17 protein-coding genes are annotated in these 22,233 nt (G+C 64.1%); 5 read left to right on the top strand and 12 right to left on the bottom strand.

Translation table 11 applies throughout. The features are described 5' to 3' along the window. Positions 1–134: 134 nt before the first annotated feature. Positions 135–1,091 (bottom strand): GlxA family transcriptional regulator, encoded by a 957-nt coding sequence (locus tag IFT89_RS05560; protein ID WP_202938454.1) that lies wholly within the window; start codon positions 1,089–1,091, stop codon positions 135–137. A 124-nt stretch (positions 1,092–1,215) separates the two neighbouring features. On the opposite strand from IFT89_RS05560, the gene IFT89_RS05565 reads away from it, so the two are divergent. Continuing rightward, positions 1,216–1,842, top strand: a complete 627-nt coding sequence (locus IFT89_RS05565; protein ID WP_137243680.1) for an isochorismatase family protein — start codon at positions 1,216–1,218, stop codon at positions 1,840–1,842. A gap of 32 nt (positions 1,843–1,874) precedes the next feature. On the opposite strand, the gene IFT89_RS05570 is transcribed toward IFT89_RS05565, so the two are convergent. Next, positions 1,875–2,081 carry a hypothetical protein gene (locus IFT89_RS05570; RefSeq protein ID WP_202938455.1) on the bottom strand — a complete coding sequence of 69 codons (207 nt, stop codon included), beginning with the start codon at positions 2,079–2,081 and terminating at the stop codon, positions 1,875–1,877. Between the two features lie 313 nt (positions 2,082–2,394). Here IFT89_RS05570 and IFT89_RS05575 point away from each other — a divergent pair, with 313 nt between their 5' ends. Then, on the top strand, positions 2,395–5,601 hold the full coding sequence (locus tag IFT89_RS05575; protein WP_202938456.1) for a right-handed parallel beta-helix repeat-containing protein: 3,207 nt from the start codon (positions 2,395–2,397) through the stop codon (positions 5,599–5,601). Positions 5,602–5,866: 265 nt separating this feature from the next. On the opposite strand, the gene IFT89_RS05580 is transcribed toward IFT89_RS05575, so the two are convergent. Then, on the bottom strand, positions 5,867–7,729 hold the full coding sequence (locus tag IFT89_RS05580) for an RICIN domain-containing protein (protein ID WP_137243679.1): 1,863 nt from the start codon (positions 7,727–7,729) through the stop codon (positions 5,867–5,869). 256 nt (positions 7,730–7,985) lie between these two features. After that, positions 7,986–8,573 carry a CGNR zinc finger domain-containing protein gene (locus tag IFT89_RS05585; protein WP_137243678.1) on the bottom strand — a complete coding sequence of 196 codons (588 nt, stop codon included), beginning with the start codon at positions 8,571–8,573 and terminating at the stop codon, positions 7,986–7,988. A 27-nt stretch (positions 8,574–8,600) separates the two neighbouring features. Here IFT89_RS05585 and IFT89_RS05590 point away from each other — a divergent pair, with 27 nt between their 5' ends. Continuing rightward, complete coding sequence (locus IFT89_RS05590) at positions 8,601–9,527, top strand: AEC family transporter (RefSeq protein ID WP_137243677.1); 927 nt, start codon at positions 8,601–8,603, stop codon at positions 9,525–9,527. On the opposite strand, the gene IFT89_RS05595 is transcribed toward IFT89_RS05590, so the two are convergent. The 5 genes from IFT89_RS05595 to IFT89_RS05615 form a co-directional block, all read right to left on the bottom strand. Next, positions 9,517–10,158: a hypothetical protein gene (locus IFT89_RS05595; protein WP_137243676.1), complete on the bottom strand. Its 642-nt coding sequence runs from the start codon at positions 10,156–10,158 to the stop codon at positions 9,517–9,519. The two genes, IFT89_RS05590 and IFT89_RS05595, sit on opposite strands and share 11 nt — an antisense overlap. Continuing rightward, positions 10,155–10,919: a carbohydrate ABC transporter permease gene (locus IFT89_RS05600; RefSeq protein WP_197977588.1), complete on the bottom strand. Its 765-nt coding sequence runs from the start codon at positions 10,917–10,919 to the stop codon at positions 10,155–10,157. The genes IFT89_RS05595 and IFT89_RS05600 overlap by 4 nt, the downstream gene beginning before the upstream one ends. 140 nt (positions 10,920–11,059) lie before the next feature. Next, a complete protein-coding gene (locus IFT89_RS05605; protein ID WP_137243674.1) occupies positions 11,060–11,887 on the bottom strand; it encodes a carbohydrate ABC transporter permease in 828 nt (275 codons plus the stop codon). Positions 11,888–11,991: 104 nt separating this feature from the next. Next, positions 11,992–13,437 carry an ABC transporter substrate-binding protein gene (locus IFT89_RS05610; RefSeq protein WP_197977586.1) on the bottom strand — a complete coding sequence of 482 codons (1,446 nt, stop codon included), beginning with the start codon at positions 13,435–13,437 and terminating at the stop codon, positions 11,992–11,994. Next, on the bottom strand, positions 13,352–15,079 hold the full coding sequence (locus tag IFT89_RS05615) for an alpha-L-arabinofuranosidase C-terminal domain-containing protein (protein WP_197977585.1): 1,728 nt from the start codon (positions 15,077–15,079) through the stop codon (positions 13,352–13,354). Before IFT89_RS05615 ends, IFT89_RS05610 begins: the two co-directional genes overlap by 86 nt. On the opposite strand from IFT89_RS05615, the gene IFT89_RS05620 reads away from it, so the two are divergent. After that, positions 15,078–16,151, top strand: coding sequence for a LacI family DNA-binding transcriptional regulator (locus tag IFT89_RS05620; RefSeq protein ID WP_161578646.1), 1,074 nt, complete (start codon positions 15,078–15,080; stop codon positions 16,149–16,151). The two genes, IFT89_RS05615 and IFT89_RS05620, sit on opposite strands and share 2 nt — an antisense overlap. Positions 16,152–16,199: 48 nt before the next feature. Here IFT89_RS05620 and IFT89_RS05625 read toward each other — a convergent pair whose 3' ends face one another. From IFT89_RS05625 to arfA, 3 genes are all read right to left on the bottom strand, one after another. Next, positions 16,200–17,258 carry an NAD(P)-dependent alcohol dehydrogenase gene (locus IFT89_RS05625; protein WP_137243672.1) on the bottom strand — a complete coding sequence of 353 codons (1,059 nt, stop codon included), beginning with the start codon at positions 17,256–17,258 and terminating at the stop codon, positions 16,200–16,202. 70 nt (positions 17,259–17,328) lie between these two features. After that, positions 17,329–18,264, bottom strand: coding sequence for a sugar-binding transcriptional regulator (locus IFT89_RS05630; protein ID WP_202938457.1), 936 nt, complete (start codon positions 18,262–18,264; stop codon positions 17,329–17,331). A gap of 37 nt (positions 18,265–18,301) precedes the next feature. Continuing rightward, positions 18,302–19,822: an arabinosylfuranosidase ArfA gene (arfA, locus tag IFT89_RS05635; protein ID WP_137243670.1), complete on the bottom strand. Its 1,521-nt coding sequence runs from the start codon at positions 19,820–19,822 to the stop codon at positions 18,302–18,304. A 469-nt stretch (positions 19,823–20,291) separates the two neighbouring features. Between arfA and IFT89_RS05640 the strand changes: the two genes are divergently transcribed. Then, on the top strand, positions 20,292–22,196 hold the full coding sequence (locus tag IFT89_RS05640; protein ID WP_197977584.1) for an RICIN domain-containing protein: 1,905 nt from the start codon (positions 20,292–20,294) through the stop codon (positions 22,194–22,196). Positions 22,197–22,233: the final 37 nt, after the last annotated feature.

Here is a 22,233-nt window from a genome sequence, read left to right on the forward strand (position 1 = left end):
CGGCCTACGGCAGCCGGACGGGCTCGCCGATCCTCATCGGTAGGCGATGAGGATCGGTCCGGCTGAGCACTTCGGCGGCTTGGGGTCGAGGTGGGTGAACGGTCACCGGATGCGCGGCGTTCGGGTCCGGCCGGCTATCCTGCCGCCGCCTGCCGCGCGTCGAACCGGGCACGGTACCGGGACGGTGTGCTGCCGAAGGTCGCTGCGAAGTTCTGCCGGAAGGTGACCGGTGTGAATCCGCATGACGCGGCGATGCGATCGATGGGGAGATCGGTCATCTCGAGGAGCCGGCGGGCCTCGTCCAGGCGTCGCGCGCGGATCCAGGCGGCGGGCGTCGCGCCGGTCGCCATTCGAAAGAGTCGCACGAATGATCGACGACTCATCCGAGCAGCCGCAGCGAGACGATCGATAGACAGATCCTCGTCGAGATGGTCGAGAGCCCATCCGGACGCCCGGGCGATGGGGTCCTCGCCGGTGTCACTCGGGATCGGCCGCTCGATGTACTGGGCCTGCCCACCTTCGCGGTGCGGGGCGACGACCAGGCTGCGGGCGACGCGGTTGGCAGCCTCCGCGCCGAGTCTGGTCCGCACGATGTGGAGACAGGCATCGATACCCGACGCCGTTCCGGCCGAGGTCAGGACATCGCCGTGATCCACGTAGAGCTTGTCGGCATCGACTGAGATCTCGGGGTGGCGGGCTCGGAGGCTCTCCACGGCGTGCCAATGGGTAGCAGCGCTGCGACCGGAGAGGAGGCCCATATCGGAGACAGCGATGGCTCCGAGGCAGAGACCCACGACCATCGCACCGCTTCGGTGTGCGCCGACGACGGAGTCGTGCACGCTCGGCGGAACGGGTCGGGCGTCGTCCGTCCAGGACGGAATGACGACGATGTCGGCGGCGTCGACAGCGTCCAGCCCCTGAGTCCCCTCGATCGTGTAGCCCTCTGCCGTGCGAATCGGGCCAAGGGTCTCGCCGAACAGGACTGGCCGCCAGTCTCCGAGTCCCAGTCGTCGTACCTCGTCGAAGACCATCTGCGGCACCGAGAGGTGGAACAGCGTAATGCCGTCGAAAGCGTAGACAGCGATGTTCACGAGCGCTCCAATCTTGGCCTGATCTCATCAGTATTGCGCATCTGGGCCACTTGTTGATCATGCGACGACAACGAAGGCTAGGAAGGTCGCCAGAACGGCGCCATCTGACCGTAAGGAATGAACCATGAGTACCGCACGACGCGCGCTGATCCTCGTTGACGTCCAGCAGGAGTACTTCTCCGGTCCACTGGAGATCCAATTCCCGCCTCACGCCGAGTCCCTCCCTCGGATCACCGCGGCGATCGACGCTGCCGTCGCGGCCGGCGTGCCCGTCGCGGTCGTCCAGCACACGGCGGGCGAGGGCGCCCCGGTCTTCAACCCCGCCACCACCGGGTTCGACGTGCACCCCGAGATCGCGCGCCGGCAGCGGCCCGAATGGAAGTCGATCACCAAGCAGTACGGGTCGGTCTTCGCGGGAACGGATCTGCTCGACTGGCTCCAGGAGCACGATGTGAATACCGTCACACTCGTCGGCTACATGACGAACAACTGCATCCTCGCGTCGGCGGCCCAGTCCGAGACACTCGGCCTTGAGGCCGAAGTCCTCTCCGACGCGACCGGGGCCATCAACATCACCAACGACGCCGGATCTGCGGACGCCCGGACCGTGCACGGCACGCTCATGGCGTTGCTCAACTCCAACTTCGCGGCGGTCTCGACCACGGAAGCCTGGACCGAGGCCTTGGCAGCGGGTGCGAGCCTTCCGAAGGACAACCTCCCGAGCTCGGCGACGCGCGGCGCGAATAGCTGAGACTCCCTGGGGCGGCACGAAGCCGCCTCGCGTCAGAGCGCCGAAGTCGCCTCCTCGAGCCCTCGCTCGTCGAAGGCGTCTCTGGCTTCAAGGTCCTCGTCGATATGTCGCTCCGCCCAGAGTTTCAGTGCCGTCAGCGGACGGCGCAGCGAGCCTCTTGAGGTCGTAGCCCGTGGAACGGCCCACCCGAGGGACGCTGCAGCCTCTTCGGCAGTGAGTATGAGCTTCTCAACAGGCATGGGCGGTCCGGTCCAGAATCGACGGGGGCGCTGGAGCTGACCAGCTTCGATCCTTGTCGCAAGCTGAGGCGTTCGGCGCCCAACTCTCGAAACCCAGGTATCGACTGACTCGTGCTCACCGTTCCTGCTATCGGGCTGGCGCGGTATCCCGACGGGCCAGGTCGGATGAGTTTGACCGTGCGAAGCGCGCATCGACCGCGTTGACAGCATTTCATCATATGTATAACCTTTGTCGGAAGCTCGATCCGTGCGACGGCGTTGTCGCCATGGGAGGGCAGATCCCCGCGGGGATCGCACGAACAAAGGACCAACAATGAAGCTGGGACCTCTAGCCGCGCTATCGGCCACAGTCCTCGTCGCGCTTGCCGTCGTCGCCGGACCCGCTCCGTCCGCCAGCGCTGCATCCACGACGATCTATACGTCGCCTACTGGAACTGGCACGGCGTGTTCTGCCGCTGCACCGTGTTCGATCACGGACGCTCAGGTCGCGGCCAGATCGGCGCTGGCATCATCTTCCGAAGACGTCACCGTGCTGCTGGGGGGCGGCACATATCGTGTCTCCGCGCCGCTGAACTTCGGCGCATCAGACGGCGGTTCACCCGGTCGCCACGTGATCTGGCAGAACCAGACGAGCAGCACACCCATCATCACCGGCGCGACACCTGTAAGCGGCTGGACGAAGTTCGACGGTGCGAACAACATCTACGTCGCCGATACACCGGTCGGGCTCGACACACGACAGCTCTACGTCGACGGCGTGCGCGCTCCGCGTGCCTCGATCCCGATCAGCAAGACCGACGTCACCCTCACGGCCACGGGACTCACGATCAACAACGCGGCCCTCAACTACCTGAGTTCCCTTCCGCAGCAGGATCGCATCGAGCTGAACGGTACCGGAGCATGGACCGATCGTTACAGCCTAGTCGCCTCGATCTCCGGCACATCGGTGGCTATGGCTCAGCCAGGGTGGGACAACAACACCTGGGGCTGGGACACGCTCCAGAACGGTTTCCACGGACCGACCCTCACACTGAACAACTCACTCAACTTTCTGCGGACCGCAGGCCAGTGGTACATCGACCCTGTGGCAGGAAAGCTCTACTACAAGCCGGCTGACGGAGTCGACCCGGGATCACTCGCCGTAGAGCTCCCGCGGCTGCAGTCTCTCGTGCACATCGGCGGCACCTATGACGCACCTGTGTCGAACCTGACCTTCCAAGGCATCCAGTTCTCGGGAACATCGTGGCTCGGCCCCTCCAGCGCTGACGGCTACACGAACCAGCAGAACGGCACCTTCTCCAAGGGCGCTTACGACTACCGACCGGCCGATGCGTTCACCACCTGCAATCGGGGTTGTGCTGCTTTCGAGCGATCTCGCAACACCTGGTTCCAGGAGCCCGCAGCAGTGCAAGTTTCGGCGGCGAGCCAGGTCGCGTTCGTGAAGAACACGTTCACGGCTCTTGGTCAGACGGGCCTCGGAATCGGCATGGACGCCAACGCCCACGCGACCGGCGTCGGCCTCGGCACCTCCAACATCACAGTGTCGGCCAACACCTTCACCCAGCTCGCCGGAAGTGGCGTCGTTGTCGGAGGCATTCGTGAAGACGCCCACCACCCGTCGGATCCGAGGATGATCGTTCGCGACATTCTGATCCAGAACAACACCGTCACGAAGATCGGCCAGGACTATAAGGACAACTCCGGGATACTCACCACCTACGTGACCAATGCCCGCATCATGCAGAACGAGGTCGCAGACGTGCCCTACGACGGGATCGACACTGGCTGGGGCTGGGGAGTGAACGACCCAGGAGGATCGCCGGACTACCGCAACCGCGGCTACTACGCGTTCAACCCGCAGTACTCGACCAAGACGACCCTGGCCAACAACGTCGTGGCATACAACCTGGTGCACGGGACCAAGAAGGGCTTCAGCGACGGGGGCTCGATCTACAACCTCTCCGCGAGTCCGGGCACGGTCTACCGCAACAACTACATCTATGACCTGCAGTCAACAATCGGCCTGTATCTCGACGAGGGCTCGCGCTACATGTCGGCGCGGTACAACGTCATCCAGGACGCCGGCCAGTGGATCTTCGCCAACACCAATGGCAATCAAGGACCGAACGAAACGAAAGACAACAACGCCGATAACAACTATCACAACAGGGGTGATGTCTGGGGCCTCTTCAACTCCACCACGAACAACACGGTGACCAACGACCAGGCAGTTTCCGGGCCGTGGCCGACGACCGCTCGGGTCATCATGTGCGAAGCGGGCGTCGCACCCGGTCTGCGGACACCCGCGAACGCCAACTACTCGGCTACCAGCTACCCCTCCTGCGGTGCCGGAGGGTCGCATGTAGCCGCCCCCTACCAAACGACTGGCACCTCGGCGACGTCGTCCTACTTCGCGCAGGAGGGCGGCGATCAGTTCTCGATCTCCGCGGCGGGTGCTGATGTATGGCGCGGTGGGGCGCAGACCGATGATGCCTTCGGCGCTGTCTATCAGGACGGGGTCGTCCGATCGGGCACCACGCTGTCGGCTCGGGTCGATGCGCAGAACGACACGAACCCCTGGGCGAAGACCGGGCTCATGATCCGCAACGACATGACAAAGGCCGGCTCCTCGCCCGGTTACGCGATCCTCGCGGTCACCCCAGCCAACGGTGTCGTACTGGAATGGGATTCGAACGCAGACGGCTACCTGGACAAGGAGTCCAAGGTTGCTGTGGAGACACAGCGTCCGATCTCGCTCCGTCTGGTGCGGTCAGGTACTCAGGTCACAGCCTTCTACTCCATCGACGGGAGCTCGTACCGCCAGATCGGTTCCGCGGTCACGTTGACGGGTATCGCGGGAGCGGCAGACGGCGGCATCTTCAGCACATCCCACGATGCGACACGGGCTTCCACCAACTTCATCAGCGACCTGCAGGTCAGTACCGGTGTTGCCGCTCCATTGTCTTCGTTCATGACCGGCGGAGGTGAAGCCGCACAGAACGGAACCCAGCTCCTGCTGGGCGCGAACGGAAACGATGTGTTCAAGGGAGGCGCCCAGTTCGACGATGGCTACGGCGCGGTCTACGTTCCTGGCGGGCTGACGACCGGGAAGTCTGTGACGACCAAGGTAGTCTCACAAGCCGACAGCAGCGCGTGGGCCAAGTCGGGCCTCATGGTGAAGAATTCGATCTCCAGTCCTGGGTATTCTCCCGGGTACGCGGTCCTGGCGGTCACCCCATCGAACGGCGTCGTCCTCGAGTGGGACTCAGACGGAGACGGATACATCGACTCCGAGTCCAAAGTCGCTTTGACGACCAGTCGACCCATCTGGCTGAAGCTGACTCGGTCGGGAAACCAGGTCACCGGCTACTACTCGACGGATGGATCCAACTTCGCGGCTGTGGGCGGTGCCGTCACGCTGCCTGGGCTGGCGACCGCGCCAGATGCGGGGGTCTTCTCGACCTCCCACGATCCTTCGCGCTTCGGGGTGAATGAGTTCACCGTTCCGACGGTCCAGTAGGGCCTTGCACGCGGCCTTGGGTGCGGTCTTGCGGACCGCACCCAGGGCTGCGTTGTGCCGCCGTCGGCACGGAATCGACCCAATCGCATGGTTTCACGCGATGCCATGCACCTGAGGTAGTTCCGCGCTGCCCATTGAGATCCTCCCGGTAGGGAGTCTGGACGTGTGCTCGCCGCTCAAGCCGTCTGTCACCGCCTGCGGGGAATGGCGCAAGGCGAGGCCGTCCGAGTGCGATCGGACGACCCCGCCGTCCGCACACCGGTGGTCAGCTAGCCAGACGGAATCGCTGGCACTGATTCCCGAGATCTGTCCACTGGCCGATGCGAGCGCCATTGTCCAGCCGGCAGTTCCCGAGGTCGAGGGCTTTCCCGCTGTGGAGCGCGACGAAGCGAACCGCGCCATCCGATGCAGGATCCACCCTCCAGGAGCTCCCCGGCGATCCACAAGTGGTTTGGGCGACATCCGCTCCGTCGGACGTGCTTCCTCCTGCGACTGCGAGGCAGAGCTCGGGCGCTGAAGCGGCGTGGATCTGCACACCGCCACCCGGCGCCGCAGTGAACGACCAGCGCTGACACGGGCTCGCCTGCCAGTCGAACTGCTGCAGAACCGCACCGACCGCCGTCGAGCAGTTCGGGAGATCGACCGACTTGCCGCTCGCCGTCGAGGTCACCGCGACGTCTCCGACGGGTCGGAGCGTCCAGTCCTGGCAGGCGTTTCCGAGCGCCGCCCACTGACGGACTGCCGATCCGGGCGCCGTGCTGCAGTTCGCGGCGTCGAGGACGCGACCGTTGGCGCGGTTCGTGATGACCGAATAGCCTCCGTTGGAGGGCGAGGCGCTCCATTGCTGGCAGGCATTGGCGAGCCATGACCACTGTCGGGCGGCGGTGCCGTTGGCGGTTCCGCAGTTGGCAGAGTCGAGTGACTTTCCGGAGGAGGCGTTCACCAGTCGGAAGAAGCCGTCGCCGGTCGAATCCCATGTCCACCGCGTGGATGCTTCTCCGGTGCACGGACCCTGTTGGAGGAGTGCCCCATCAGCGGGACTCCCACCGGTGATGACTGCGCAGAGTCCACTGTTGCGATTCACGAGCTCCATCGACGCACCTCTGACGGCCTGCGTGCGGCCACTGCGCTCACCGCTCGGGACGGCCACATCGGTGGTTGTGGACACGGGCTGTCCGAACGCCGGTACGCCGGAGGCGGCGAATGACACGGGCTGGGCGCGACTCGTGCGACCGGTGCCGCAGCCGTCGTTCGGCCCCGCGTTCCCGTGGTACATGTTCCACACCTCGGTCCCGTCGGGAGAGGTGAAGAAGTCGTTGTGGCCTGGCCCGAACACGCCATTCGCCTTCGAGAAGACCGGTCCACTCTTGGTCCAGGACGCGGCGACCAGAGGATCTCCGCCGCCGTAGGTCAGCATGCCCAACTTGTAGTCCTCTGTCCCGCAGAAGCTCGCGGAGTAGACCACGTAGGTCTGCCCGTTCCGTTGGAGAGCCACCGGACCCTCGTTGACGGGCGAGCCGACGCGCTCCCAATCCTCGGTCGGCTGGGACAAGATCGCCGGCGCCGTCGACAGGGTCCAAGGATTCGACATGCGTGCGATGTAGTTGTTCTGCGAGCCGGGCTTGACCTCCGACCACATCATGTACAGCTGCCCGCCCAGCTCCAGGTACGAACCGTCGATGTTGAACTCGTCGGTGGGGACCGGCCGGCCTCGGTAGGTGTACGGCCCCATCGGGTCGTCGCCAGCGCTCTCCAACACGTGGAGGTGCTGCTGGGCGAACGTGTTCGTCGCCCCGATCGTGTACATGATGTACCAGCGCCAACCGTTCGGGCCCTGCAGCCGCATGAGTTCCGGCGCCCACATGGTCCCGTTCCGTCCCGGCACGGTGTCCGAGTAGACCGTCGCAGGCACGGCCGTTGCAAGCGCTGCGAGCGTAGGAGCCTTGCGGATGGTGACGCGGTTGACGTAGGTCGTGGTGGCCATGTAATAGTTGCCGTCGGCGTATTCGATCGTGGGATCCGCGCCACTCACCAGCGGGTTCCTGAACGTCGGCTCTCCGACGGCCTCGGCCGGAGAGGACGAGACGGCGAGTGGTCCGACCAGCGACGCCACGAGAGCGACGATCATGCACAGGATGCTGTAGACGCGACGCCGCGCACGCGTCGAAGACCGTGTTCGATCGGACCGGACGTCGGCTCCGCTGTCCGCATGACTTCCATCCACGGGGCTCGTCCTGCGCTTGATTCTGTGTATCGCCATATGGGGCACTCCTCGTCATTGAGAAAATGTGAGCGTTAACAACGCGCAGTTGGAGAGTGCCCGAGTGTGGGTTCGCACGTCAAGAGCTCCGTCCACATTGCCTACCGTCGCGTGCAGCCATCCCTCACGCCGGACTCGAGGGCCAACCCGGATTCGCGCGTGTTTGTCGTTCCGACTCGGTCTCAGCCTTCGGCACGACCCGGCCACGATGACGAGCGACTGCGACTGCATTCCCGCAGCGCGCCGAGCAGTAGGCTCTCCGGCCGTTTCTGCTGGTGTCCACAAAAACCAGACCGCAGCCGTCACGGCCGCAGCGACCGAGGCGTTCGCCTCCCGCTTCGACCAGGAACATGGCGAGGCCGCCGGCGGTGACGGCTCTGACACGCGCGACGACATCCAGCTCGTCCGAGACGAAGTGCAGGTGCGGGCGCAACTCGTTGTGGGTGGTGACGTAGACACGGGAGACCGCCGCATCGAGAACATCATTGATTGCCGTGCATCGTGCGTCGGCCTCGCCGCTGTCGAACACTCGTCGCAGGCGACCCGTCCAGTCCCGAAGGGACGTCGAACCTGATTCGGTAACCTCGCGACGACGTATCTCGTGCGTGGTGAGCACGTCGAGGAGGGCTGATCGCGACCAGTGTCGATGGGCCAAGTTCACGAGGTCCGCGGCGAGGAAGGCGCCGGTCATATTGTCATGGTTGAACTGCACTGACCCATTGCACCACAGTCGGTTCTCATGACTGGTGTGGCAACGGCGATCGTCCCGATACTCCTGCTCTTGGGAGGTGGGGCGGCCATCCGACGTTGGTTCGTCAGCGACCCGAGCTTCTGGCGCGGCCTCGAGTGGATGAGTTACCGAGTCTTCACCCCTGCCCTCTTCGTCACCTCTGTGGCGTCGACGGACCTCGGATCGGTCCCCCTCGGACCGCTTGCTGTGAGCGTCGCTGCGCCCATCCTCGTCGCAACAGGAGTGATCGTCGTTCTCCGGCGGCCGCTGCGCGCGGGCGGTCCACAGCTGACGTCACTCGTGCAAGGCTCGATCCGGATCAATACCTATATCGGGCTCGTCTTCGCCTCGTCGCTCCACGGGGCAGAGGGGACGGCGACCTTTGCTCTGGCCAGCGCGGTCGTCGTGCCCCTCGTCAACGTGATCTCCGTCAGTGCGCTGTCCAGGTTCGGTGACCGCCTAGGAGACAGCCGCAAACCGCCACTGTGGAAAGAGATGCTCGTGAACCCACTCATCCAGGGCGTCGCCCTCGGCCTCATCGTCAATCTCTCCGGGGTTTCACTGCCTGGCCCGGTCTCCTCGACGATCATGCTTCTCGCAGCTCCGGCCCTCGTCTGCGGCACGCTCATCTCCGGTGCGGCGCTTCGCTGGTCATTTTCCCGACGAGACATCCTCGATATCGGCATCACGGCCATCGTGAAGCTCATCGCGCTCCCGCTCGGCGCAGTCGCCATCGCCATAACGTTCGGGATCACCGGACCGACCCTGACGAGCATCCTGCTCATCACGGCCGTCCCTACGGCACCGTCGGCCTATGTACTCGCGTCCCGCATGGGCGGAGACGCGCGGCTGATGGCGTCCATCACCGGTGTCCAGACGGTCCTCGCTTGTGTGACCATCCCACTTCTCCTCTCGCTCCTGAACGTCAGTTCGTGAGTGGCCGAGTGGTGGCGTGCCACAGGGCGACGAGCGGCAGGGACAACAGAATGAGGAGAGGGAAAGCCAACACGGAACTGGCCCAACCGGCGAGACCGAACACCGAGACGGTAGCAAGTCCTGACGCTGGCCTCGAAACGAACTGGATGAATGCATCGGCCCAAGCCGACCTACGCGGTTGCTTTCCGGCCAACGTCGGTGGTACCGCCATGAGACCGATGGCAGTCAGGACGACCGTGACGGCGAGGCCGGCACCCCCGCTCAGGAGCATCCAGGACTGGCCGCTCACGGCGAAGATCTGGAACGCCGCGACGGTGAGCGCGAACGCAGCGACTCCCGGACCGCTCAACAGCCAGGCAGACAGGGCTGCGCGGGGGAGTAGCGCCAACGTCGCAGACAGCCGGACTGCCCGACCGTCGTAGGACGCGGTGAATACGGCGAGTTGCAGTCCGAGAATGGGAACCACGATGAGCAGTGCAATGAAGGTGAACAGAACAGAGTAGCGCGCAAGGGACCACGCAGCGGCGGCAGCGGTGCCGAGGAGCAGTTGGACAGGGAGGTCCGTCCAGATCGCCGCCGCCGCTCTCGTGAGGGGGTTGCGGGGCACCGAAGCGAGGGCGTTGTACGTCACCCGCGCACCCCCACCGCCGCCACGCTTTCTACAAAAGTCCGTTGCAGCAGAAGGAAGAGCACGAGCATCGGCAGGACCACCAGGGTGATTCCGGCGAAGACGACCGTCGGTTGTGCCGAGCCCAGCCCCGAGGAGAGGGACACCAGGCCGATCGGGAGCGTCATGTTCTCAGGCGTGTTCAAGAAGACCAGTGGTCCGAAGTAGCTGTTCCACGATGCTTCGAAGCCGAGGATGGCGAGCGCAGAGAGCGCCGGCGTGGCCAACGGCAGCATGATCTGGAACAGGATACGCACGTGTCCGGCACCATCGATCCGAGCGGCTTCGTCCAGGTCGCGGGGAATGGAATTGAAGTACTGACGGAGGAAGAAGATCGCGAAGACGTTGATGAGGGCAGGGAGCCAGAGGGCGGCCAGCGAGTCGATGAGGCCGATGTTGCGCATCAGGATGAACACGGGAATGAGCGTGAGCTGGCCGGGGATCATCAGAGCCGAGAGGAGGACGACGAAGACCGCTTCCTTGCCACGGAATTGCAGGCGTGAGAACGCATACGCTGCTAGAGACGCGATGATCAGCGATCCGCCGACACTGATGACCGCGACGATGAGGCTGTTCAGCGCCATGCGTCCGAGAGGAACGACGGTGAAGACCGCCACGAAGTTGTCCAGGGTGAACGGGATCGGAATCCAGTTGGGCGGCAGCTGGAAGGCTGCTTCAGGAGCGGTCAGGCTCGACGACACAAGCCAGACGAGAGGTGCTGCCATGAGCACGATGATGAGGCAGAGACCCAGGTTGAGTAGCCACCGTACTGCGCGTTGACCGGGCGTTCGCCGACGTGTCCGAGAGGTGCGGGTCGCACGGGCGTCGGCGCCCCGCGGGATACCGGTCTGATCTGTGGAGGATGTCATGTCTGGTCAACCCATCTGCGAAGTCCGATGAACTGCACCAGTGTGACGAGCATGATGACCACGAAGATCACCAACGCGACTGACGAGGCGTAGCCAATTTCGAACGCTTGGAAGCCGGTTCGGTAGAGATACATGACGGCGGACAATGTCGCATCGTCCGGGCCGCCCTTGGTGATGATCTGAATGGGATCGAAGATCTGGAAAGCGCCGATGAACGTCACGATGGTCGCGAAGAACAGCGTCGGTGACATGAGTGGCAGCGTGATGTGGAAGAACCGCTGGACGGCAGAGGCCCCATCGACGGTTGCGGCTTCATTGATCTCACGAGGGATGGTCTGAAGGCCAGCGAGCATGATCAGGAACGTGTATCCGATGGTATGCCAGAAGTCGATTCCGATGATCGCGGGCAACGCCCAGGCAGGATCCGCGAACCAGTTCGGTGCTGAGATCCCGATCGTTCCGAGGTAGTGGTTGAGGAGTCCGAAGGCCGGGTCCAGGACGAACTGCCAGATGAGCGCGACTGCTGCCCAGGAGATGAGGAACGGGAAGAAGACTGCAGAGCGCACAAGGTATCCGAGCACTTTGTTGATGCCGGAGTTCACGGCGAGTGCGAGGAGCAGGCCGCCGACGAGGTGGGTCACCATCGAACCGAGGCTGAAGAGGAAGGTGTTCCCTAACGCGCGGAGGAGGAGCGGATCTGTGGCGAGGGCCTGAAAGTTCTCCAGACCCGCGTATTCGGGCGGAGTCAGGAGGTCGTAGTGGAAGAAGCTCAGGATGAACGCCGCGATGAGTGGCCCGAGGATGAACACCAGGAACAGCAGCATCGCGGGCCCGATGAAGGCGGCCGCGGTCCAGCCGTTGCGTCGGCGGTGACGCCGTACGGGTGGAGATGAGGGAGTCCCCACCCGTACGGCAGCTGGAGAAGCGCTCACGACACCAGCCCCTCCAGCTTCTTCTGAGCGTCACGGAGAGCTGTGTCAGCCGACTTCGCGCCGGTCACCCCCTGTGACCAAGCCTCCTCGACGATGCGAGCAAACTCGGTGGAGCGATCCGGCGCGGGGAGCGGCACCGCGGTGGGCAGCTGTTCGTACAGCAGCGTGGAGTTGGAAGGTGCGTCCTTCGTGAAAAGCGGGCCCGTGGTGATCGAGACGCGGGCAGGGACGAAGGAAGCACCTCCTGTCGTGATCGCCTCCCCGTACTCCTTCGACATGAGGAACTTGATCAAGGTCCACGCCGCCTCCTTGTTCTTCGACCCCTTCAGGATCGGCCAACCCTCCCAGCCGACGACTGTCCCTTCAGCCTGGTTCCGAGGCCAGGGACGCAGGGTGACCTGGTCTGACATCTTCAAGTCCTGGAAGGCGGCAGTCGGCCAGCGTCCGCCACCAAACGTGGCCAGCTTGCCCTTCTGCATCTGCGATGCGGCGTCGAAGGTGCCGCCGGGCTTCGGCACGAGTTGGTCGACGACCAGTGACCGGACGAACTCGAGCGCCTCCACAGCCTGCGGGGTGTAGAAGGTCGGCTTCGTCCAGTCCGCGTCCATGGTGCTGGCACCGTTGTTGACGAGCCAGGGCATGACATCGATGAAGTATCCGCTTCCGGCAGTGCCGATGAACGCACCGTTTTTACTCTTCAGCGTCTGCCCGGCGGCGCGGAACTCGTCCCACGTCCAGCCGGCGTCCGGAAGTTCGATTCCGGCCTGCGCGAGCACCTTCGTACTCACCTGCAGCGCCATCGTGTTGTAGCCGGTCGGCATGTAGTAGGTGCGACCGTCGGGCGAGCCGTAGGTGTTCAACCATTCACGAAGCTGCGGCGGCGTGTCGGCGTAGTACTCGTCGACCAGCGACTGGTCCTTGCGGATGAACGAGTCGAGTGGCTCGAGGACATCTCGTGATGCGAACAGCCGCTGCCCCTCGGTTGCGACCTGGATGACATCGATCTGCTGCCCGCCGGCAATCCGTGTCGAGACGGTGTTGAGGAAGTCCGCCCACGTGTCGGCCGCGATCGCCAGCGCTTGAAGTTGAATGCCCGGATATTGCTTCGAGAACGCCGCGAAAAGACGGTTGTACGTCTTCTGGGCCTCCGCGTCTCCGTAGACGACGAAGACCAGCTTGCCCGAGGTTGGGCCGCTCGGGCCGGCTCCTGGGGCACATGCTGCCAAGGAAACGCCGGTGACGGAGAGGAGCGCCGCGGCGCCCATCCCCCGGAGCAGCGTCGCCCGGCTGATAACCGGGCCGCCAGTGATGATGTCCATGAAATCTCCTTTGATCGATGGTGGTTCGAATGACGGGTCAAGCGGTTGCGTTGCGGTGCCAGAGTCGACCGTCGAGCTCCCAAGCGAGCCCAGGCGCCGGCGTTTCGACGGCGCCTGCTCCATGGGCGAGTGGCAGTGCGATCTGGCAGATCGTCACGGAGTGGGGTTCGAGGGTGACGACGCCCTGGTGGAAGCCAAGCTGGCGCTCGATAGGGACGACCGCGTCCGGCCGGTCGACATCATTGAAGGCGTCGACGTCGGGACCCGACAGGACGGTGGATGGGAAGGTGCCGTCCACGGGGACTCCCCCGATCGAAAGGGTGACCTGCAGGTCTTCGACAGGCTCACGGTTGATGAGCACGATCGACAGCTGACCGGTCGCTTCGTCGATCGTTGCAAGGTGATCGAAGACCGGGATGTCGGTTCCCGGGAGCTCTCGGGACTGAGCGCTACTGGTCAGAGCGCGATCGCCGAGGAGAGTGGCATACATGGCCATCACATGGAATGTCGTGCGGCGCACGACGCCATCGGCATGGACGTACAGGGGACCTCGAGTGTTCACACTGGGCGCGATGTTCGCCATTGACACGATGTCCGCGTTACGAAGACACGTGTTGAAGAAGCTTGCCGAGAAGAGGGCGTCGGCAACCGTGTAGGTCGAGTTCAGGTCGTTGCGGTCTCGTGCTGCGAGCTTCTCGGGTGAGTTGCCGTTCGGGTGATGCCATCCTCGAAGGTTCCACTCGTCGAACGCGATTGAGATCTTCCCCGTGAGGCCGGCGGCCCCGATGATCTCGCGAGTGCGCTGAATGTCGTCCTGCGGAGCGACAGACTGTGCGATCGAGGTCAGGTAGTCGGAGGGCTCGTCGACCTGGGACAACTTGTCCCAGTAGCCGTGGATCGACAGAGTGTCGAGGAACTGACCCGCTTCGTTGAGTAGCGGAAGCATCCAGTCCAGGTCGGCTCGAGCGGCGGTGAGGAGAATGAGGTCCTCGTCCACGTGGCGCATCATCTTTGCTGACTCCGCAACCAGCCGCGACCACTCGTGAGCGTCCTTGGCCCCGATCTCCCAGTCACCGTAGTTTTCGTTGCCGATACTCCAGTAGCGCACATCGAAGGGGCGCTGGTCGCCATGTGCTGCTCGGAGATCTGACCACTTCCCGGACCCGGCCGGGAGGTTCGTGTATTCGACCCAGTCGCTCATCTGCTCGGCCGTGCCGGTTCCAGCGTTGGTGCAGATGTAGGGTGCAGCACCGATGGCCTCGCACCACGCGATGAACTCCTTCGTTCCGAAGGTGTTGGGGTCGGTGACGCGCCACGCCTTATCGTAGAAGGGCACGCGGTCCGGTCCCACTCCGTCGACCCAGTGGTATCCGGATACGAAGCAGCCTCCGGGCCAGCGAACGACCGAGGGCCGCAACTCGCGCATCGCCTCGATGACATCGAGGCGGAATCCGCGCTCGTCGGTCAGCTGCGAGCCCGGTTCGAAGATCCCTCCGTAGACCTGCCGGTGGAAGTGTTCGATGAAGTGCCCGAAGATGTCCCGGGAGTACGTCGTCGGCGTTGATGCCAGGCTGATGTCGGCTCGCGCTGAAGTGGTCATCGATGAAGTTCTCCTGATTCCGTGAGCCCGTCCGCATCGACGGGACTGATGGCAGCACTCTATGGGCGTGATGGAACGTGCCGCAACAAAGCGTCCTGTTCTTGTTTGTTTTTTTTGGACGGCATGTTTAGATGAGGGACACCTTTCGACCGAGAAGAGCCACATGTCGAACCTGAATCCAGCCAAAGCTGCTGGCGCCGCGAGCGTTGCGACGATGCGTGATGTGGCAGCGCGGGCCGGCACAAGCGTTTCAGCGGTGTCTCTGGTCCTCAATGGCAAGGGCGGCGTCTCCGATCGACGTCGGTCGGCGATCCTGCAAGCCATAGAGGAGATCGGATACGTCCACGTGCAGCGGCCGCGTGAGACGGCGCGGAAGCTCACGGTCGGCCTCGTCATGGAAGCTATCTCTCCGGAGGCGGCGAAGGACGGCTTCATGGCGCAGGTCGTCTCAGGCGTCGAGCAGGGACTCAGAGAGCACGGCATGCGGATGTTGCTTCAACTCTGTCGCGTCGGCGACGATCCGATCCGCGACCTCGCTTCGATGTCCGGAGGCGGCCTCGACGGCGTCATCCTGGCCAACGGAGGTGATGTCGACGGCGATGTGGTCAGGCGCGTCGTTCGGAGTTCGATACCCGTCGTACTTCTGGAGAACTACCTCGAGGACGACGCCAGCACGCATGCCGTGACGGCCGACAACTTCACGGCGGGTCACCTGAGCACGTCCCACCTGCTGGATCTCGGCCATCGCCGTATCGGAATGCTCCTCGGATCCAGACGATATGTGAGCCTCCGAGACCGGATGTACGGATATCAGGCGGCGCTTTCAGATGCCGGCTTGACTCCCGACCCTGGGCTCATGCCTCGTCAAGAACCGGGTGACGTCCTCAAGGGCTATCGCCAGACCGTGCAGCTCTTGGCGTTGTCTGAACCGCCGACTGCCATCTATGCCGTGAGCGACAAGAGCGCCTTTGGTGCGTATCAGGCGATCGCCGAAGCAGGACTGCGCATTCCAGAGGACATCTCGATCGTCGCGACCGATGATGTCCACCAGAGCCAGCTCATGTCGCCCCCACTCACGACTTATCACATCCCGACGTTCGACCTCGGTCGAGCAGCCGCTCGGACGATGCGCTTCCTCATCGAGCGTTCTGAGGACAGCGCCGGAGAAGTCGTCAGCCCTGCCCGCACCGCGCTCCTCGGCTCCCTGATCGTGCGGGCTTCGACCCGAAAGCTCTGACGGTCGGGCTCAGCAGTGAACATGGCGAGCCCGAGCCCGTTCCGTGAGTCACTCCTTCATCGCAGTGGGGACGACGACCGACTTGACGCTGGATGGATCTGTCGATGCCGCTAGAAGAGCGCTCTCGACGTCGTCGAGCGAATGCCTGCTCGTCACGAGCGGCGCAAGTCGCACCTTCCCGGTCGAAGCGAGTTCTATAGCGAGCGGCCAGGTGTGTGCATAGCGGAACGTCCCGGTCACCATGAGCTCTCGATGCTGGATCACCGATACCGGGAGCGTGACATCGTCCATCCCCATCCCAACGAGGACCACCCTTCCGCGAGGGTGCACCGCTAGCACCCCGCTGACGATCGCCGATGGAGCTCCGGATGCATCAATGAAGACATCTGCGAAGGGCGGCACTCCCTCGAGCGCGGCGGGGACCATGCCGCGGACCTCGGCGTACTCCTCCGCGAAATCTCGGCGGCTCCGCCGGGGGTCTGTCACCGACACCTCGGCTGCTCCGAATGCGAAAGCGACCTGCGCGATGAGCAGCCCGATCGGTCCAGCGCCAGCGATGAGTACCCTCGAGCCGGCCGTGATTCGTCCAGTGCGGCATGCGTAGATCGCGACCGAGAGCGGCTCGAGCAAGGCGCCCTCCTCGAGCGTCATGGCGTCGGGGAGACGGTATGCGAAATCATCGGGAATGACGGCGAACTCGGCGAACGAGCCGTGGATTGGGTAGGCACCATAGAACTCGATGTCCGAGCATTGGTTGTAATCGCCGTTCCGGCAATGATCGCAGCGACGACACGGCCGCTGTGGCTCGATAGACACCCGTTCCCCGATCCTGGCTCGATCAACCTCAACACCGACGTCGACGATCACCCCCGCAGTCTCGTGACCGAGAATGATCGGTCCCTCGACGACCAGATCACCGATCCGTCCGGCCCGATAGAAGTGAGTATCGGATCCGCAAACTCCGACTGCTTCCACTCGCACGAGTACGTCCCGGGAGCCGACGTCTGGGACACGGACTTCTTGCACCTCCAGCTGTCGCGGTCCAGTCAGCACGCTTGCGCGCATCCGCCTTACTTCGTGCTCCTTCGTACCTGCCTGGTCGGTCATGTGGTTTCCATTTCGTCGAGTGTGCGTTCCACACGGTAGGGCGGTTCGCCGAACCGGGGTTTGTCACCGCTCATGTGAGCGGCGATCGGAGAAGTTCGCGGGCCGTCGGGCCGTCGGTCACAAGCGAGGACACCATGTCCGACAGCAAGGCCGCCCTGATGGCGCGCGCCTTCCCCGGCCCGCCCGCGACCGCGATGACCGAGCGCGCGCGAGCGAGCTGTGCCACGGACACGGCGATCGCGACCGGCGCCAGGTCCTCCGAGAGTCGGCCATCGCCGAGAAAAAGCGTCGCGCCCACCTCCCCAAGCACTCCGGTTTGCAGGATGCGTCGGCGCAACTCCTCATCGGCCAGAGTCTCGAACAGCTGGGATTGGGGAGGATCCCAGCTGCCGATGGTGACGATGGCGATATCGAGATGATCCAACTTCGCGAGGCTCCGGCGGTTGATCGGGCGGTTGCGCATCGCGGCCGCGATTGTCGGGTCCGGGAGGGTCAGCGGTGAGTGCAGCAGATGGGCAGAGCCTCCGGAGGCTCGCGCCATAATGTCCGGTATCGCTTGACCCGACGCAAGATTGGGGGCGGCGATGCCCGTGAGCTGGACCACATCGCAATGAGGAAGGCCGCGGGCGGACAGAGCGACGTCGAGCATCGATCTCCCCACGGACACGCCGAGAAGGTCGCCGTCTCGGAGTTCGTCCCGCAGAACTTGCGCAGCCACTGGCCCGAGGGCGCTCCGGACCGTCTTTGCGTCCTGAGCCGTCACTTGCACGACCGAGGCCGAGGCCAGGCCGAATTGTTCCTGAATCGCACTGGAGAGTTCCCAATCAACGTCGCCCGGCGTGCTGATCTTCACGTCGACGAGCCCGTTCTCGTAGGCCTCGTCGATGAGCCTGGCGACGCGGAACCGGGACATCCCCAGTTCGCGTGCGATGGTGACCTTGGAAGCACGGTCGACAAGAAACCGCTTCGCCGCATAGGCCGACTCGGTCTGTCGCAACAGTGGCACGACGTTCGTCTGCGTTCGCTCGGTACCGGGCCTCGCCTCACACCAACTTGATGGCAGTCCAGGACACGGGGGGGAGCGTGACGCGGAGGACCGAGTCTTCGATCCGGGTGGTCACGTTCGGGTGCGGGACCACCCGGTCCTGATGTTCAAGTGTGTTGGACGCCGAGACATCTTCGTCCGAGACCGTCTGAGTCGACTCGACATGGCTGAAGCCGCAGCCGTCCAGTGTGAGCTCGACGTCGACCTCATCGGTGAGGGAACGGTTGACCAGAAACACCGACCCGCTGCCTGCGGACTCGTCGAAGGTGACTGCCGCATCCACCGTACGAACGGTTCCGTACTTCTCGGTGTCGTAGGTCGGGGTTTCGAAGGTGGTTCGCAGTGTGCGTCCGGTGGCGAGCGCAGACGTCGCCGCGAACGGGTAGAAGATCGTTTGGCGCCAGGCTGGCCCTCCGGGCTCGGTCATGATGGGAGCGATCACGTTCACCAACTGTGCGAGCGATGCTGCCTTGACCCGGTCAGCATGATTCAGAAGAGAGATCAGTAGGCCACCGACGACCACCGCATCGAGGACCGAGTAACGGTCCTCCAGGAGGCGGGGTGCCTCCGGCCACTGGTCGGGAGCCGTGATCTTCTCTTCCTGGTTGAATCGGGCGCTATACCAGACGTTCCACTCGTCGAATGAGATCATGATCTGCTTGGTGCTCTTGCGGGCGCCGGCAACGGCGTCCGCTTGTGCCACGACTGCCTCGATGAACCGGTCCATCTCCACGGCAGAAGCGAGGAATGTCGCCGCGTCGCCGTCCGTCTCCTCGAAGTAGGCATGGGCGGAGATGAAGTCGACGTCATCGAACGTCTCGGACAGGACCGCGTGTTCCCAGGCGCCGAACGTCGGCATGCGCGCGTGGGACGAGCCGCACACGACGAGCTCGAGCGACTCGTCGAACTGCCTCATCGCGCGCGCGGTTCGGGCCGCGATCTTTCCATAATCCGTTGCGTTGCGGTGGCCGAGCTGCCAGGGGCCGTCCATCTCGTTTCCGAGGCACCACATCCGAATGGCATGCGGTTTCCGGTGCCCGTTGGCGATTCTTGCATCTGCGAGTTCGGTGCCTGAGCGATGGTTCGAGTATTCCAGCACGTTCAACGCCTCTTCCACGCCGCGCGTTCCGAGGTTGACCGCGTACATCGGCTCAACGTCGGCTTCTGCCGCCCAATCGATGAACTCATCGAGGCCGAACTGGTTCGTCTCGGTCGAATGCCAGGCGAGGTCGAGCCGACGTGGCCGTTGCTCTTTCGGGCCGACCGCATCCTCCCAGCGGAAGCCTGACACGAAATTGCCTCCTGGGTAACGGACGGTCGTAACCCCGAGTTCCTGGACCAGGTCGAGCACATCGCTTCGAAAACCTCTCTCGTCGGCGAGTGGGTGTCCGGGTTCTAGGACTCCGTCGTAAACGCAGCGACCGAGGTGCTCGATGAACGATCCGAAGAGACGTCTGTCGACCTCTCCGATGGGATGGGCCTGGGACGTCGTGAGGAGCGCGCGCTGACGGGATGTCATCGGGGGTGTCCTTTCCGCTGCGATTGAGCAGCAACGGCAGAGAACATATCTCGGAACAAAAAAGAACACAACGCTCAGTTTCAGGGCGGTGCGTGCTCGACGTCGGTATCGCTGACGGGCCTGCCCGTAGTTCCCGCGGCACCCGTGCATTTGCGGCCGGCGGTCGCTGAGGTGCGGGTATGTCGACGACGAAGAGTGTGCTGTGAACGCTCTCATCGGTTGACCGAGGTCGCCTGTGCTGCAATCAGTTGACTTAAACCCCCCACATGGTGCACATTGTGATCCGGTTGATAGCGCTCACAATTCATGAGCGTTGGTGACGGACGACGCCGTCCGACTTCCGTCAAGAGGGTGCCCCCGCACCCGGACGGTCAGCTGCTCTGGCGTGCTCGGCACGCGAAGAGATGCAGCATCTGAGTGCGGCCTTGTGGCTGCGCTCGGCCGCGACTCGAGATCGAAGGAGCTCTCCGTGTCACTCTTCCGTCGTTTCCTCCTCGCAGCGGCATGTCTGCTGTTCGTCCTATCCGGCGCGCTGATTGCGCCGACGTCACCCGCAGACGCCATCGGCGAGGCGACGTTCACGAACCCCGTTCTGCCGGACGGAGCCGATCCCACGATCGAGTTCTTCGACGGGAACTATTACCTCGTCGCCACCACCTGGGACAACCGGGTCGTGATGCGTAAGGCGCCCACGCTCGAGGGGCTGAAGACCGCTGCCCCAGTCACGGTCTATTCGGACACCACCGCCGGGCGCAACGCCAACATGTGGGCGCCCGAACTCAAGCGTCTCACCGGCCCGAACGGTCCGCGCTGGTACCTGATGTACACCATGGGCACAGCCGGAACGTTCGACCGCCAGCACCTGCAGGTGATCGAGAGCGCCGGCGACGACCCGACCGGTCCGTACGCCTACAAAGGACAGCCGATACCGACGAACGATTGGAACATCGACGGCTCGTATCTGGAGCTGAACGGCGAGTTGTTCGTGACCTGGTCCATGTTCTCCCCAGAGCCGAATCGCCTGCAGAGCAACTACATCGCGAGGATGTCGAACCCGTGGACGGCCACCGGCCCGATCAACATCCTGTCCCAGCCGACGGCCGACTGGGAGCGCATTGGTATGCCGGTGAACGAGGGCCCCGTGCCACTGCAGAAGGACGGAAAGACGTGGATCGTCTTCTCGGCCAGTTCCTGCGGTACCGAGGACTACCAGCTCGGAACGCTGAGGTACACCGGCGGTGATCCGGTGCTCGCAGCATCCTGGAACAAAAGTGCGGGTCCCGTCTTCTCGAAGGCGAATGGCGTCTTCGGCCCCGGGCACAACGACTTCTTCACCTCACCCGACGGCACCCAGACGTGGAACCTCTATCACGGCAACGCCAGGGCCGACGGTGGATGCGCTCGTCAGCGTTCGGCGCGGGCACAACAGGTGACGTGGAATGCGAGTGGCGAGCCGGACTTCGGGACGCCGATCGCCACCGGCACGCCCATTGCGGTGCCCTCCGGTGAGCGCGGGCCGGTCACCGCCAGTGTCGAAGGCGCGTCCTTCGAAGTCGTGAATCGTAACAGCGGCCTCTGCCTGACGGTCGCGGGCGGCTCGACCGTCGACGGCGGCAACGTGGTGCAGGGAGCCTGCGCGAACAGCGCAACCGCCGCGTCCAGTTGGGTCATGGATTCGACCGCGGACGGCGCGTACCGTTTCGTGAACGCCTCGACCAACAAAGTCCTCGATTCCGCGAACTGTGGAACCGCGGACGGAACTGATGCCCGCCAATGGGCCTGGCTGGCGAACACCTGCCAGGAGTGGCTCCCCGCCCCGGCATCGGAGGGCTACCTCACCATCGCGAACCGCGCCAACGGCAAGATGCTGGACGTCGCGAACTGCACGACGGCCGCCGGGGGAGAGGTGAGGCAGTGGAGAGCGCTCGGCAACGCCTGTCAGCAGTGGTCGATCCGCCCGGTCGGACCGACCCAGATCCTCAGCGTCCCGACCGGCAAGTCCTTCGACGTGCCGAACTGCGACACGGCGATCGGCGCGATCCTCCAACAGCATCAGTACCTGGGATCGCCCTGCCAGACCTACACCTTCAGTTCCGACGTCGGTGGCGCGGTGCACATCCACCCGGCCTCGGCACCAGCCTTGTGCCTCACCGTGAGTGGCGGATCCACTGCTGACGGCGCCGGCCTCGTGCAGGAGGCCTGCGGGACCGCATCATCCTGGCGCCTCACGCCACTCTCGGACGGCTCCGTGCGGTTCGTGTCGGCACTCACCGGGAAGTCGATCGACCTCGCCAACTGCGCAACCGGCGACGGCGCGCGGCTGCAGCAGTACAGCCTCCTCGACAACGCGTGCCAGCGGTTCACCATCAAGTGACGTTTCCCACCAACCCACCTCACGATGACGAAGGAGT

The sequence above is a fragment of the Plantibacter sp. CFBP 13570 genome, assembly GCF_014841395.1.
Taxonomy (GTDB): Bacteria; Actinomycetota; Actinomycetes; order Actinomycetales; family Microbacteriaceae; genus Plantibacter; species Plantibacter auratus.